This is a genomic window from Pseudomonas sp. DC1.2 (genome assembly GCF_034351645.1).
Taxonomy (GTDB): Bacteria; Pseudomonadota; Gammaproteobacteria; order Pseudomonadales; family Pseudomonadaceae; genus Aquipseudomonas.
Genome location: NZ_CP133782.1, coordinates 2,469,454 through 2,484,235 on the forward strand (window position 1 = coordinate 2,469,454; position 14,782 = coordinate 2,484,235).

Sequence of the window (14,782 nt, forward strand, 5' to 3'; positions counted from 1 at the left end):
GCCATGCGCGAACAGGATTACGCAGTTAATAACAGCGTGCAGGCTGAGCAGCTAGAGGTTAGCCGCGTCCTGCGCAACACTTACGGCTTGCTCGCTCTCACTCTCGCATTCAGCGGTGTGATGGCGTTCGTCTCTCAGCAGATGCGTGTCGGTTACCCGAACGTGTTCGTGGTGCTGATCGGCTTTTACGGCCTTTTCTTCCTAACCAACAAACTACGTGACTCCGCGTGGGGCCTGGTTTCGGCTTTCGCTCTGACAGGTTTCATGGGTTTCCTGCTAGGCCCGATCCTCAACCGCTATCTGGGTATGCAGGGCGGTGCTGAAGTTGTCAGTTCGGCTTTCGCGATGACCGCACTGGTGTTTGGTGGTTTGTCGGCTTATGTGCTGATCACCCGTAAGGACATGAGCTTCCTGGGTGGCTTCATCACCGCAGGTTTCTTCGTACTGCTGGGCGCGACGTTGGCAGGCATGTTCTTCAAAATCAGCGGTCTGCAACTGGCGATCAGCGCAGGTTTCGTGCTGTTCTCTTCGGTATGCATTCTGTTCCAGACCAGCGCCATCATTCACGGCGGCGAGCGCAACTACATCATGGCTACCATCAGCCTGTATGTATCGATCTACAACCTGTTCATCAGTCTGTTGCAGATATTCGGCATCATGAGCCGTGATGACTAATCGCTAGCCTTGAGTAAAAAACCCGCTTCGGCGGGTTTTTTTGCGCTCCAAAATGGGCGCAATTCAGTGTGGGAGGGATGTGGAGCGCGGAGACTGGACTGCGGATGAGAAACGTCCGCCGGCAACTTACTCTGTCACGATGATGCTGCCATCCGCCTGCTGCCGATAGAGGGTGTAGGGCAACAGCAGGGTGTCGAATGCTCCGGAAATAACCACGTCGATCAACACAAAGATAGTGCCGTTGTTGTACTTCTCAGGATCGATGCCTGCCTTCAGAGGCGCATGCAGCGTGCAAAAATCATAGGTCACGCCGCTATAGATTCGTGGAACCGCAGCGCAGTAACTTTTCTTCTCCTTGAGGCTTTTCACTGCGACGTCATCGTTGCGCACCACTGTCTGTACGGTGCCACAGCCGGCTAGCATCAGTGCCGCCAACAACATTGCCTGAGTTTTCATCGCGCTAATCCTTAGCTGCAAAAGCACAATCTACTGAGTTTGATGCTGAACATCACTCATTTCATCGGTGGTAAGCGGCGTTTGACCGGTGTCTTTTTGACGATTGCGGTGTTGGTTTCGGCATGCAGGTTGAGGCGGTCGAGCAGGATGTCCAGTTGCTCCATCGACCTTACATGCAGGCGAGCGATAAAACAGTCGTCGCCGGTGACCTTGTCGCATTCGGTGAACTCGGGGATCGCCTGGATCTGCCGTTCGACTTCCTGCAGCTGTCCCGGCAAGGGACGGATGCGCACGATGGCCTGGAGTTGATAGCCGAAGCATTTAGGGTCGATCACAACGGTGTAGCCTTTGAGCACGCCGCGCTCTTCCAAGCGGCGAAGACGCTCGGCAACACTGGGTGAAGATAGGCCGCTAATTTGCGCCAGCGTCTTGAGCGAACGCCGTGAGTCCTCCATCAAAGCCGTAATGAGCACGTGGTCGATGTCATCGGTCATTGCAAAACTCCTTTTAGGCGATTACTCAAATACGCCTTGATAACGAAGGTGGAAACCGAGTTTAGCCTTCTTTATGCGCTGGAGAAGGTCTACGACGGCTTGGCATACTTTGGGCCCAAACACAGGAGTCTGAAAATGGACAAAACACTCCGTCGCGGGTCATTTGAAATGACCGTCGCGATGCTGATTTCCGGGACCATTGGCTGGTTCGTGCTGATGTCCGGCGAGCCGGTGCTGGATGTGGTGTTCTGGCGCTGCGTATTCGGTGCTGGCACGTTGTTGCTGATTTGCGCAGCGTTTGGCTTCCTGCGCCGTGGCATTCTTACACGCACCACTTTTCTTTTGGCAACGCTGAGCGGCCTGGCGATTGTCGGTAACTGGGTGCTGTTGTTCGCGTCTTATTCCCGTGCGTCGATTGCTATCAGCACGGCGGTCTACAATGTCCAGCCGTTTATGTTGGTAGGGCTGGCCGCGCTGTTTCTCGCCGAAAAAATCACCCTGCAAAAGCTGCTCTGGCTAGGTGTTTCGTTTCTCGGGATGCTGGCGATAGTCAGCGCTCATGGCGATCAGGAACAAGGGGGCAATGATTATTTGATCGGCGTCGGCATGGCCCTGGCGGCGGCTTTTCTGTACGCGATTGCCGCGTTGATCATCAAGCGCCTGGCCGGCACGCCGCCGCACCTGATCGCGCTAATCCAAGTCTGCACGGGTGTGCTGTTGCTTGCGCCCTTTGTACATTTCTCGGCATTGCCCCAAGCATCAAGTGCGTGGGCCAGCCTGATTACGTTAGGCGTCGTGCATACCGGTTTGATGTACGTACTGCTGTACGGCGCCATTCAAAAATTGCCAACGGCCCTGACCGGCGCGCTCTCGTTTATCTATCCGATTGCGGCGATTTTTGTCGATTGGTTTGCCTTCGGCCATCGCTTACAGCCGCTGCAATGGATCGGTGTGGCGGCGATTCTACTGGCCGCCGCCGGTATGCAGCAGGGGTGGACTTTCAAGTGGCGGCGGGCTGCTGTGCAGTAAACCGAACTCAGATATTCCAGCGTGGGGCCGTCTTGGCCAGGCGCTGGCGCATGTCGCCGATGTTGGCGGCCAATTGTCGGGTTAGTAAGCGATAGCCGTCCAGCGTGCTATAGACCGGTGTGTCGAGACTGGAGTCTGCTATTTCTACCGGCCGACTGAGCCGTTGCGATGTTCCGGACTTCAAGGCGCGGGCCATGCCGATCAATTGAACCCGGATCTGCCGGTGCTCGGCTTTCAACGCCGATTGCAAATGAGCCATGGCGTCGTGGTCACTCGCATCCGGCCGGGTGTTGCCGAGTATTTCCAGGGTGCTGATACACATCCGCAGGTTGCGCTGAATGGCATCAAGCTCGGTCATGGATATTTTTACTTCCTTGGACACAGAAGGCATCAGCGAGCGCAGTTGTATCATCACCGTGTTGAGGCGGGTCATGAGTTTCAGGTGTTCATCCGCGGTGACCGGTTGGCCGTTAATGATTCGTCCGTAAATGGCAGCACAGTCGCGTAAAGCATCCGCCAGATTGTAGCGCCATGAATACACCGCGTACAGCGGCAGTGCGAAAGAAAACGCTAGAGCCAAGGCAATACCGATCAGAATATCGACCCCACGCCATAATCCATCGGTGACTGGATTGTCGCCATGTCCCGCCACGATGAAGACGGTAATGGCAGACAGCAGGGCTGTGTAGCCTCCTTTGCCGATGGCGTGATACGAGAAAAAACCGCACACAACCGACATCGCAAAATAAGTCAGCCAAGGCATTCCGAGCCAGGCCTGTTGTGCGACCAGCAACAAGCCGACACCGGCCCCGATCAAGGTGCCGATGGCACGCTCGGCGGCTTTCTTGCCAATGTTGCCGTGATGTTGCAAGCCGCCGATCACTACTAGCATGGTCACCGAAGCCCATTCGCCATGGGGAAGGTTGATGCCGGTGGTCAGTAGAATCGTGGCTAATAACCCCAGCGAGACGCGCACGGCATGGATGACTCGGGCGTGGCGGTAGCGCCGGTACGGGTCCAGTAATGGACGTAGTACTCGGCGCACCAATGGCGGCAGTCGATTGGCTTTCAGAGCAGGTTTCCTCAGAAAATGTAGTCCGTTGTCAGGAACGTCGAATCGCGTCCACGAATGATTTCGCTGATGAGCGCCTTGTTGTTGTCCTGGAACTTGGTGGCCACCAGGGTCCGGATCGAAAAAACCCGCAACGCATCATGTACCGACAATGTGCCTTCGGCGGAGTTCTTGCGGCCGTTGAAAGGGTAGGTGTCCGGGCCACGTTGGCACTGGGCGTTGAGGTTGATGCGCCCGACCTGGTTGGCGAACGTATCCACCAGCCGCCCCACAGCCACCGGATTGGTGCCGAAGATACTCAGTTGCTGACCGAAGTCTGACTCCAGGACGTAATCGATGACCGTGTCCAAATGACGGTAAGGCACGATTGGCACCACGGGTCCGAACTGTTCTTCCTGATAGACGCGCATCTGCGGATTTACCGGGTACAGCACTGCCGGGTAGAAGAACGAAGCGCGCGATTCGCCGCCGTTGGGGTTCACCACCTTGGCGCCCTTGCTCACTGCATCCGCGACTAACGAATGCAAGTAATCGACCTTGCTCGCCTCTGGCAATGGCGTCAGGGCCACACCGCTATCCCACGGCATGCCAGGTTTGAGGGTCGCCAGTTTGGTGTTGAATTTCTCGATGAACGAATCGACCACATCTTCATGGACGAACAGGATTTTCAGCGCCGTGCAACGCTGGCCGTTGAACGAGAGGGCGCCGGTAAGCGCTTCGCTGACGGCGTTGTCCAGGTCCACTTCAGGCAACACGATGCCGGGGTTCTTGGCATCGAGGCCCAGAGCTGCACGCAAACGGTGAGGTTTTGGGTGGAGCTTCTTCAGGTCGCTGGCAGCTTTATTGGTGCCGATGAAGGCAAAGATATCGATCTTGCCGCTGGCCATCAAGGCGCTGACGGTTTCCCGGCCGCTGCCGTAAATCACGTTGATTACACCGCTTGGAAAGCTGTCGCGGAAGGCCTCAAGGAGCGGGCGAATCAGCAGCACGCCAAGCTTGGCCGGTTTGAACACCACGGTGTTGCCCATGATCAGTGCTGGAATGAGCGTGGTGAACGTTTCGTTCAGAGGGTAGTTGTAAGGGCCCATGCACAACGCCACGCCCAAAGGAACGCGGCGGATCTGGCCGAGGGTGTCCTGCTCCAATTCGAAACGACTGGAGCGGCGGTCGAGTTCCTTGAGCGCGTTGATCGTGTCGACGATGTAATCGCAGGTACGATCAAACTCCTTTTCCGAGTCCTTAAGGTTTTTGCCGATCTCCCACATCAGCAGTTTCACCACCGCTTCGCGTTGTTGACGCATCCGTCCGAGGAAGGCCTCGACGTGTTGGATGCGTTGGGCCACACGCATGGTCGGCCACAGGCCCTGGCCACGATCGTAGGCGTTGACGGCGGCGTCCAGCGCGGTCAGTGCGGTGTCGGCGTCGAGCAACGGTGTGCTGCCGAGGATGACTTGTTCATCGCCATTTTCGCCAGTCAGGTACACCGGGCTGCGAACTTCGGCGAGGGGGCCGGACCAGGTGCGTAATTCACCATCGACCAGGTACTCGCGTTGCTCGGTCCTGCCGTCGAGTCGGTATTTTTCTGGAATGTCGCTCGCGTCTGGAAACAGATTGCCAAGGATGTGTGCTGTGGTCATGTCGCTACCCCGTAGGTGATGTCAGCCATGCTCAGGCGGTTTTCAGGTCAGAATTCGCTTTAACGGTTATACGCCTTTACGACTCGATTTTTTAAGTGCTATGGAGCGCAGACGTGCAGAACAGAGAGGTGGGTGGCTCTTCTTATGCATCGAGCCTAAACCGCTTTGCACCGCTCTGGAAACCTGTGCGTGATAGGTTCTGCTTCGGCACGGATCTCGCCTTACAGGCTAATCCCGGTTTACAGTGACAGGCCATGTACGCTTCAAGGAAGAACTACCATGCCCAAAACCGCCCCCGTCATCACTGTCCAGCGTTTCGATGAGGCCCACATCGAAGGCATTACCGCACTCTATAACGACCCTGCGATCACTCGTCAGGTGCTGCAAATGCCATTTCAGTCCACCGATGTCTGGCGTAAGCGGCTGATGCCGGAGAACGAGCGAGTGGTGCAACTGGTGGCGCTGCATCGGGGGATCGTCATCGGCAACATTGGTCTGGAGCAATTCTCACGGATTCGCCGCAGCCATGCTGGCAACCTTGGCATGGGCGTGGCGGGGGAGTGGCAGGGCAAAGGTGTTGGGTCGAAATTGCTGGAGACGGTGCTGGAGATCGCCGACAACTGGATGAATCTGCAACGGGTCGAGCTCTCGGTGTACAGCGACAACGAAGCGGCGATCAGCTTGTATCGAAAATTCGGTTTCGAGCCTGAAGGCCTGTTTCGCGACTACGCCGTGCGTGACGGCTCACTGGTGGATGCCTTGAGCATGGCGCGCCTGCGCCGCCTGCTCAAGGTCGGTTGAGCCAATCGCCCAATGCAAACGCCACTACCACCTGCGCATGCAGTTTGGTGTGTTGAGCGCCGCTTACCGCGCCGGGGCAATTACCGTTCACGCTTTTAGTCATACGTCGGCAGAGCGCATCTGCCATGCTCAACGTCCGCAGCACCGCTTCAATCAAAGGAACATTGCAATGGACGACGTACAGCAACTGGGTGAGATGCTTCGCCACTACGCAGAAAGCGAAGCGCACAAGAAACAATTGTTTGAATCGCAATCGGCCTCGTGGGCGACGCGCATTGGTGAGCTGTTCGATCAGATCCAGTTGTGGCTGGAACCGGTCCAGGCGCCGAATCTGCTTGAAGTCAGTCGCGAAGCTTATGTGGCATTCGGTCCCAGTGTTGCGGTAGAGACCTCGACCTTCAAGACCGAGAAAATGACCCTTGTGATTGCCGGCAAACCCGTGGAGTTCATCCCGGACGTGCTGGGGGCAGGCGGTCAGATTTCCCTGGCGGTAATGGGCTTGACTGCCGCGCGTTACGGGAGCATTTCGCTGGTGTGCCTGCCGCCCTCCAGCCAATGGCAATGGCGCAAGACCAACGGCCTGAAAGACCCTGACACGTTCGCTTTCGATGCGAACTTCCTGGCCCAGCAGTTGCAGAGCCTGATTCCGCGCGAGCGCGGTTGAAATCTTAGGCTGCGCGCTATTGGTGACAGGTCAATAACCCCGTGGCAGTGAGCCTGCTCGCTACCACAGGGCGCCCGTCTCGATCAGAAGTATTAAACCTGCCAATTCCCCCATCCCTGCTTCACTTCTTCCGGCGCCACGGCCTTCACGGTCTTACCCGTCGCCAACTCCACCCGCTTGGCCACTTCCGGATCATCAGCAAACGGAATCAGGCTGGCGTCTTCCAGGCTGTCGCAGGTCTGGTGTTTCAAGCAATACTCGATCGCCAGCCAAAACCCCACGACCCCGAGAAAATTCAGCATCATTTCGATCATCTCAAGCTCCTTGTCTCAGGCAATCTGCGCTTCGCGTTCAGCCATCGACACCTCCGCGACCCGCACGGTGCGCCACGTGTTGTAAGCCATCAGCAGCATACCGCTGAGAAAGAACACCCCGCCGGCGAACCGAACCACAAACCCAGGGTGGCTGGCTTGTAAGGCTTCAACGAAGGAATAGGTCAGCGTGCCGTCGTCGTTGATCGCCCGCCACATCAGGCCCTGGGTGATGCCGTTGACCCACATCGACGCGATGTACAGCACCGTGCCGATGGTTGCCAGCCAGAAGTGCAGGTTGATCAGCGGTGTACTGAACATCTGCTCGCGACCGAAGACTTTCGGCACCATGTGATAGATCGCGCCGAAGGTGATCATGGCCACCCAGCCGAGTGCGCCGGCATGCACGTGGCCGATGGTCCAGTCGGTGTAGTGAGAGAGGGCGTTAACCGTTTTGATCGCCATCATCGGCCCCTCAAACGTCGACATGCCGTAGAAGGCCAGGGACAGCACCAGAAAACGCAGGATCGGGTCGGTGCGTAATTTATGCCAGGCGCCCGAGAGCGTCATCATGCCGTTGATCATCCCGCCCCAACTCGGCGCCAGCAGAATCAGTGACATTGCCATCCCGAGGGACTGCGCCCAGTCCGGCAGCGCCGTGTAGTGCAAATGGTGCGGACCGGCCCAGATGTACAGAGTGATCAGCGCCCAGAAATGCACGATGGACAAACGATAGGAATACACCGGCCGACCGACCTGTTTTGGCACGAAGTAATACATCATTCCGAGGAATCCGGTGGTCAGGAAGAACCCCACCGCGTTGTGGCCATACCACCACTGCACCATGGCGTCGGTCGCCCCCGAATACACCGGATAGGACTTGAACCAGTCCACCGGAATCGACAGGTGATTGACCACGTGGAGCATGGCGATCACGACGATGAAAGCGCCGAAGAACCAGTTGCCGACGTAGATGTGCCGTGTCTTGCGTCGTACCACGGTGGTGAAAAAAACGATGGCGTAGGCGACCCATACCACGGTCATCCAGACCGCGCCGCAGAACTCGATCTCGGCGTACTCCTTGGTGGTGGTGTAGCCCAGCGGCAAGGTGATCAACATGCTCACGATGACCGACTGCCAACCCCAAAAGGTGAACGCCGCGAGTCTGTCTGAGTACAGCCGCACTTGGCAGGTACGCTGCACGGCGTAGTAGCTGGCGGCGAATTGCGCGCTGCCGGCGAAGCCGAAAATCACCAAGCTGGTGTGCAACGGGCGCAAACGGCCGAAGGTCGTCCACGGCAGGTCCAGGTTCATTTCCGGCCACACCAATTGCGAGGCGATCCACACGCCCATCGCCATGCCAACGACACCCCAAAACACGGTTGCCACGATGAATTGGCGGACGACCTTGTAGTTATAGGACTGTCCGATTGTTGCTGTGCTCATGGTCAGTTCATCCATGCAAAGACTTGCCAGGCCACCCGGTCTGACATGTCATGCACTGTAAAAACCCTGACATAAACAAAACAGACTCAGGAAAAATTGATTTATGCGGATCAGATTAATGTCATGCCTGTTGCCGTCTGCTGCCCTCTGATACGGTTTTTTAGATTTCAGGTGGGCCTGTAACCTACTGCGCCGCAGGTTCACCATCGCTACCACGAAAACGGGACATAGCGCGTCAAAGCTACTGAAGTCCTTGTGGGGCGAGCAGGCTCGCTCCTGCCTCGGTAGTGCAGAGCCCGATCAATCTCGATGAGGTAGTCAGATGTATCAGTACGATGAGTATGACCGGGCGCTGGTGTTCGAACGGGTTGCGCAGTTCCGTGATCAGGTCGCACGCTATATGGCCGGTGAGTTGAGCGAAGAAGAGTTTCTGCCCCTGCGCTTACAAAATGGCCTGTACCTGCAAAAGCACGCTTACATGCTGCGCGTCGCAATTCCTTACGGCACCCTGAGCGCCCAACAGATGCGTACCCTGGCGAGCATTGCGCGAGATTTTGATCGCGGCTACGGCCACTTCACTACCCGGCAGAACATGCAGTTCAACTGGATCGAACTGGCCCAAGTGCCGGACATCCTCGAACGTCTGGCGCAGGTGCAGATGCACGCTATCCAGACCTCTGGCAACTGCGTGCGCAACATCACCACAGAAGCTTTTGCCGGGGTCGCTGCAGACGAAATGATTGACCCGCGTCCACTGGCGGAAATCCTCCGGCAATGGTCGACCATCAATCCTGAATTCCTGTTCTTGCCGCGTAAATTCAAGATCGCCATCTGCTCGGCGAAACAGGACCGTGCGGCGATCATGATGCATGACATTGGCCTCTATCTTTATCCCGCTGCCGATGGGCAAATGCTGCTGCGGGTGATCGTTGGCGGTGGATTGGGGCGAACGCCGATCCTCGGTTTACAGATCCGCGAGGGCTTACCCTGGCAGCACCTGTTGTCCTACGTCGAGGCGGTGTTACGGGTCTATAACCGACACGGTCGGCGCGACAACAAGTACAAGGCGCGTATCAAGATTCTGGTGAAAGCGCTGGGCATCGAAGCCTTCTCCAAAGAAGTGGAAGAGGAGTGGCAGCACCTCAAGGACGGCCCTGCGCAGTTGACCGACGTCGAGTACGCGCGCGTGGCCAGTGCTTTCGTCCTGCCGGCTTACCGCCCGTTGACCGAGACGGACCTGGATTTCGGCACGCACTTGGCCGAGCATCCGGCATTCGCTCGCTGGGTGGCGCGCAACGTGCAACCGCACAAGGTGCCGGGTTATGCCTGCGCGGTGCTCTCGACCAAGCCGGGCCGCGCTTCGCCGCCGGGCGATGTGACCGACCAGCAGATGGACGCGGTGGCTGCATGGTCCGAGCAGTTCGGCTTTGGCGAAATTCGTATCGCCCATGAGCAGAACATCGTGCTGCCAGACGTGCCCAAAGCCGATCTTTACGCGCTCTGGTGCCTGGCCTGTGAACAAGGCTTGGGCTGCGCCAACGTTGGGTTGCTGACAGACATCATTGCCTGCCCAGGTGGTGACTTCTGTGCCTTGGCTAACGCCAAATCAATCCCCATTGCCCAGGCGATTCAGGCCCGTTTCGAAGACCTGGACTACCTTCACGACCTGGGCGATATCAGCCTGAATATCTCCGGTTGCATCAATGCCTGCGGGCATCACCACATCGGCAACATTGGCATTCTCGGTGTCGATAAAAACGGCAGTGAGTGGTATCAGATCACCCTCGGCGGCGCGCAAGGCAAAAACAGTACGCTGGGCAAAGTCATGGGTCCCTCGTTTAGCGCCGCTGAAATACCTGCGGTGATCGAGCGGATCATCAGCACGTTTGCCCGCTACCGGGAGAGCGAAGAGCTGTTCGTTGATACCCTCGCGCGTATTGGTCTGGAACCGTTTAAGGAAAGGGTTTACCCGAAAATGCTGGGGGTCCCGGCATGAACAATCTGCTGCGACTGGAGGAGGGCGTGGCGCGGATTGTGGTGGATGATCCATGGACGCTGGTCAGGGACTTCGATGCGCCGTTACCTTCTGGGCCGTTGATGGTGCCATTGGCCGGCTGGTTGATACGGCGCATCGACTATAACCCCGTCCGCGACGCCGTGTGGCTCGGCCCGGATGACGAAGTCGAAAGCCTGAAGCCGTGGTTAAGGTTGCTGCCGCTGATTGCCCTGGATTTCCCGAGTTTTCGTGACGGGCGCGCGTACAGCCAAGCGTACTTGCTGCGCACTCGATTGGGGTGGCAGGGAGAACTGCGGGCGGTGGGCGATGTACTGCGTGATCAACTCAGCCACATGCGTCAATGTGGATTCGACAGCTTTGCCGTGCGCGAAGACAAATCCGTCGAGGACGCCCTTAAGGGGTTAGCCGGAATGAGCGTGACGTATGGGCGCTCGGCCATTGAGCCGAGGCCTCTGTTCCGGCGGCGCTGAAAATCGCTACGCAGCCTGGGGCACCCCCTCAGATTGGCGGGCGCAACGCTCGAGTAGTTGATCCCCTTCGCGCCGAGGGCAGTACTTGGGCCCCTTGCAGCATTTTGGTAGAGTCCGCGCACTCAGCGAGTTTCGGCTGTGTGGGATAAACCAAGAAGGGAGTCTGGCGTTGTGAGTTTCGGCAAAAAAATTTTAGGATTGACCGCGTTGTTGCTGATGGCGATCTTGTGGGGTGGTTACTTCTACGTGTTCCAGGAGAACCGTGGCGGGCAGTTGGGCGCAGCGGTCGATAACGAAGCCTGGTGCGGTGCGCCACCGGTCGCGGATGCCCTGTCGCTGGGCAAGGATCAACTGACCCTGCGTATCACCAACAACCTGCGTGGCGAATTTATGCTCGGCGGTTCGATCATCGTGTCCGAGCGCACCTTCAACCGCTATGACCTGGGCCGCAACGAACTGCGCCTGCGCCTGCGCCTGGAGCCGTTGCAATGGTCCTACGGTGCCACGCCGATTTTCCTTGAGCAGGTCCGGATCAAGCCCCTGAGCCGCAACCTTGCGTCAGACAACAAAAGTGCCTACGCCGAACTCGAATCGCGGCCCATCGGCGTGCAGGGGCGGACCGCCGAGTTTCCGTTCGACACTTACCGCTACGGCTACAAACCGGTGCTGTATTACCTCAAGGGCACTGAACGCATTGACCTGCGGTTTCGCCACATCACCACGCTAATGCAGATGTCGAACACCTTCATGCCGATGCAGAAGTACAACCGCGTCGAGTACATCAACGAGAAAAGCCCTCAGGTCCGCGATGAGGATTACAAACCCTACGCCACTAACGAATGCGCGTTCAGCGTTGAGCGAAAGGGCTCGTTCAAACTGATTGTTTTGCTATTGCTGCTGGTGGTATGCCTGCCGTTGATGCACGTGTTTTATCGGGATGAGCCAGGCATCGACTTTCTCGCCACGCTGGTGGGCATTGGCGCAATCAGGGTGATGCTGGTGGGGCCGTTGCAGGATTTTCAGCTGTACACCATCGACTTCCTCTTTAGTGCGGTGATTTTGCTGGTGGGCACGGTGTCGCTGATCAAAGCGATGCGCGCCAACAGTCGGCGGGAATTGGCGGCCAAGAGTGGGTCATCCTGGTGACGCTGTATCGGGTCAACACATAACCTGTGGCGACGGAGGCAAACCCGCTCGCCACGGAGGCCCGCCGATCAGCCCCGTTCACTTCAGCGCCGGATCGCCGCTGTTAATCTTCTTCCAGTCCTGCCATAACACCTGAGCCTTGGGTTCCTGCCCGTTTGCCAAGTAGTACTGAATCAGCGACAAGCGTGCATTGCGGTTGGCCGGCTGCACTTTCAGCAACCTTTCGAGCTCTTGGCACGCCTCATCGATCTGCCCGCGGTCATGCAACGCTACCGCTAATACGTAGCCGTACTGCGCGCTTTGAGGTTCGAGTGCGGCGGCTTTGTGCAGCAGCGGCATCGCTTGCGCGGTTTTACCAGCACGGACCAGCGACAAGCCCTGGGTGTGCAACAACAGTGCGGCGTCCGGATGCTCGTTGACGCGCTGCTCCAGCAGCGCTTGCGCCTGCGCCCCGCGGCCATTGGCTTCCAGCCATTGCACCAGCGTTACGAGCGCCGGGTAGAAGTCCGGGTCACGTTTCAGCGCTGAGCGCAGCAGGGGCTCGACTTGCGCCGTGCGTGCGCTGCCCTGATAGAGCATCGCCAGATTGAGGTTGGCTTCGGCCCGTTCCGCCAGGCTTTTTTGCACGTCCTCGTACTCGGCAATCGCCGCGTTCCAGTGGGTCTGAGCACTGCCCAAACCATTGCGTGCCACGTTCAGCAAGTCCCGGGCGGCGACAATCCGTACTGCCTTCACCGGATCGCCAAGCAGCGGTATCAGCAACGGCGCGCGCTCCGGTGACGGCAGGAACGCACTGATCGCCCGCACCGCGCTCTCACGCACCTGCGGCGCGGGGTTACTCAAGTCCTGAGTCGCCAGTTTCAGCGCTTGTTCGCTCGGGTACAGCGGCAACTCGGCCAGCAAGGTCGCCCGTTCAATTGCCGGCAGATTACTGCGCTGCAACTGCTCGTACAACGCTTGCGCCGCGCCAGGTTGACCGTTGCGAATCAGCCACAGGCTTTCGTCATAACGCGGTGCCTGAACAGCGGATGCCGAAGCGGTGTTCCAGAGCTGGAACTGCTCGGTGACCTGGTCTCCAGTCTTGCCTTGGTGGCACGTCAGGCACGCATCCGGTGTTCCGAGTCTTGACGCACGTTCAGGGTTGGGAATGCTGAAGCTGTGGTCATGCCGGAAGTCGTTGCCCATGTAGAACTTGCCCGGCATATGGCAATCCACGCACTGCGAGCCCGGCTGGCCCATGGTGTGCCGGGTGTGTTCGATGGAGTCGTAGTTTTTCGCTTGCAGGCCCTTGCCGTCGACGCCTTCCACAGCAGTCTTGCCAGCGGTGTTGTGGCATTGCAAGCACACACCGTTGCCCGGCGCCTTGAGTTCGGTGCTGTGGGGGTTGTGGCAGTTGCTGCAACGCACGCCCTTGTCGAACATTTTGCTTTGAGCAAAGGAACCGTGTTCAAACACTTCATCCTTGATCTTGCCATCCAGCGCATACAGCTCGCGGGTCAGGGTGCTTGGCAAGTAATCATCCATCAGCCGTTTGCCCACGGTGTAGCCATCGCCCAACGGCGCGCGGCGGGAGTGACAACGGGCGCAGGTTTCGATTTCGACCGTGGCGTTTTTGTCCTTGAGATCGACGGCAAAACCGGCGTGAATCAGGTCGGTTTTCTTCGCCGTCCATTCCAAGTGTTTTGACGCGGGGCCGTGGCACGCCTGGCAGCCGACACCGAGGCTGTTCCAGTGACTTTCAAAGGTGTTTTTTGCCGCGTCGAAATTGCGCTTATAGCCGGTGGCATGGCACTCGACACACATGAAGTTGGCGTTCTGGCTTGGCTTGCTCCAGTGCAGCGGATTCTTGAAGTTGACCCCCTGGCCCGTATAAAGATGAAACCAGCGATGCTTCTCGGTATCCCATGCCACGCCCAATGCTTGCAGGCGACCTTCGCCGACCTCGATCAGGTATTGCTGAAGCGGTGCGATGCCGAAGGTGTAGGCAACCTTGAAGTCGGCATTCTTACCGTCGATCCCCGGCGCGTTGACCCAAAAATCGTCACCCTTGCGCGAGAACACCGTGGTTTCTTTTTCGGCCTTGAAGGTGACGTGGTTGAAGTCACCGAGCATCGTGTCGGCGCTGGCCGGTTGCATCGCTAATTGATGATGTGAGCCTTGCCAATCCTTGACCTGCTCGGTGTGGCAGCCTTGGCATTGTTTTTCGTCGACCATCTGCGCCGAGGGCGGAGGCGAAAAAGCCGCCACTGGTGGTGGCTTTACCACTTGAGTAACCGGTGTGCTCAGAACGGTATAGGCCACGGGGCCGGGTTGACTGCTCAATAAAAACCAGACGATCCCTACCACAGCCAACAGCAACAGGCCGATGGTAGTGGGAAAAAGGTAGCGGGAAATCAGCCGCGCTGACGAATCAGGTTTGGGTTGCTTACTCTTGTTTTCAGGCTTCGGCATTGCGACTTCCATCGTCCATGTGCGTTGGCGCGAAAAGGCGCGATCACCTGCTGGCCGGTGATTGACCGGCCAATGCCATCTTCGGTCGCCAGGACGACTGGGCGCACCCCACA

General features: G+C 57.9%; 14 protein-coding genes. 7 read left to right on the plus strand and 7 right to left on the minus strand.

Features of this window, described 5'->3' with window-relative positions; translation table 11 throughout:
* The first annotated feature begins 3 nt into the window (after positions 1-3).
* Positions 4-675 (plus strand): Bax inhibitor-1/YccA family protein, encoded by a 672-nt coding sequence (locus RHM68_RS11325; protein WP_322222959.1) that lies wholly within the window; start codon positions 4-6, stop codon positions 673-675.
* Positions 676-801: 126 nt separating this feature from the next.
* On the opposite strand, the gene RHM68_RS11330 is transcribed toward RHM68_RS11325, so the two are convergent.
* Positions 802-1,131 carry a YceK/YidQ family lipoprotein gene (locus RHM68_RS11330; protein WP_322222961.1) on the minus strand — a complete coding sequence of 110 codons (330 nt, stop codon included), beginning with the start codon at positions 1,129-1,131 and terminating at the stop codon, positions 802-804.
* 56 nt (positions 1,132-1,187) lie between these two features.
* A complete protein-coding gene (locus RHM68_RS11335) occupies positions 1,188-1,625 on the minus strand; it encodes an Lrp/AsnC family transcriptional regulator (protein ID WP_322222963.1) in 438 nt (145 codons plus the stop codon).
* A 135-nt stretch (positions 1,626-1,760) separates the two neighbouring features.
* On the opposite strand from RHM68_RS11335, the gene RHM68_RS11340 reads away from it, so the two are divergent.
* Positions 1,761-2,654 carry a DMT family transporter gene (locus tag RHM68_RS11340; protein WP_322222965.1) on the plus strand — a complete coding sequence of 298 codons (894 nt, stop codon included), beginning with the start codon at positions 1,761-1,763 and terminating at the stop codon, positions 2,652-2,654.
* A 7-nt stretch (positions 2,655-2,661) separates the two neighbouring features.
* Here the strand turns inward: RHM68_RS11340 and RHM68_RS11345 are convergent, their stop codons facing one another.
* Positions 2,662-3,699, minus strand: coding sequence for an FUSC family protein (locus RHM68_RS11345; protein WP_322222968.1), 1,038 nt, complete (start codon positions 3,697-3,699; stop codon positions 2,662-2,664).
* 38 nt (positions 3,700-3,737) lie between these two features.
* Positions 3,738-5,363 carry an NADP-dependent glyceraldehyde-3-phosphate dehydrogenase gene (locus tag RHM68_RS11350; protein WP_322222970.1) on the minus strand — a complete coding sequence of 542 codons (1,626 nt, stop codon included), beginning with the start codon at positions 5,361-5,363 and terminating at the stop codon, positions 3,738-3,740.
* A 279-nt stretch (positions 5,364-5,642) separates the two neighbouring features.
* On the opposite strand from RHM68_RS11350, the gene RHM68_RS11355 reads away from it, so the two are divergent.
* Positions 5,643-6,164 carry a GNAT family N-acetyltransferase gene (locus RHM68_RS11355; protein ID WP_322222971.1) on the plus strand — a complete coding sequence of 174 codons (522 nt, stop codon included), beginning with the start codon at positions 5,643-5,645 and terminating at the stop codon, positions 6,162-6,164.
* 169 nt (positions 6,165-6,333) lie between these two features.
* Positions 6,334-6,828, plus strand: coding sequence for a hypothetical protein (locus tag RHM68_RS11360; protein ID WP_322222973.1), 495 nt, complete (start codon positions 6,334-6,336; stop codon positions 6,826-6,828).
* 92 nt (positions 6,829-6,920) lie between these two features.
* Here the strand turns inward: RHM68_RS11360 and RHM68_RS11365 are convergent, their stop codons facing one another.
* Together RHM68_RS11365 and ccoN are read right to left on the minus strand one after the other, a co-directional pair.
* A complete protein-coding gene (locus RHM68_RS11365; RefSeq protein WP_322222975.1) occupies positions 6,921-7,142 on the minus strand; it encodes a cbb3-type cytochrome c oxidase subunit 3 in 222 nt (73 codons plus the stop codon).
* 15 nt (positions 7,143-7,157) lie between these two features.
* Complete coding sequence (gene ccoN / locus RHM68_RS11370) at positions 7,158-8,585, minus strand: cytochrome-c oxidase, cbb3-type subunit I (protein WP_322222977.1); 1,428 nt, start codon at positions 8,583-8,585, stop codon at positions 7,158-7,160.
* 322 nt (positions 8,586-8,907) lie between these two features.
* Between ccoN and RHM68_RS11375 the strand changes: the two genes are divergently transcribed.
* The 3 genes from RHM68_RS11375 (at position 8,908) to RHM68_RS11385 (ending at position 12,218) form a co-directional block, all read left to right on the plus strand.
* On the plus strand, positions 8,908-10,581 hold the full coding sequence (locus RHM68_RS11375) for a nitrite/sulfite reductase (RefSeq protein WP_322222979.1): 1,674 nt from the start codon (positions 8,908-8,910) through the stop codon (positions 10,579-10,581).
* Positions 10,578-11,072, plus strand: a complete 495-nt coding sequence (locus RHM68_RS11380; RefSeq protein WP_322222981.1) for a DUF934 domain-containing protein — start codon at positions 10,578-10,580, stop codon at positions 11,070-11,072. Before RHM68_RS11375 ends, RHM68_RS11380 begins: the two co-directional genes overlap by 4 nt.
* 171 nt (positions 11,073-11,243) lie before the next feature.
* Positions 11,244-12,218 (plus strand): hypothetical protein, encoded by a 975-nt coding sequence (locus tag RHM68_RS11385; protein WP_322222983.1) that lies wholly within the window; start codon positions 11,244-11,246, stop codon positions 12,216-12,218.
* A gap of 78 nt (positions 12,219-12,296) precedes the next feature.
* Here the strand turns inward: RHM68_RS11385 and RHM68_RS11390 are convergent, their stop codons facing one another.
* Complete coding sequence (locus RHM68_RS11390; protein ID WP_322222985.1) at positions 12,297-14,669, minus strand: tetratricopeptide repeat protein; 2,373 nt, start codon at positions 14,667-14,669, stop codon at positions 12,297-12,299.
* Positions 14,670-14,782: the final 113 nt, after the last annotated feature.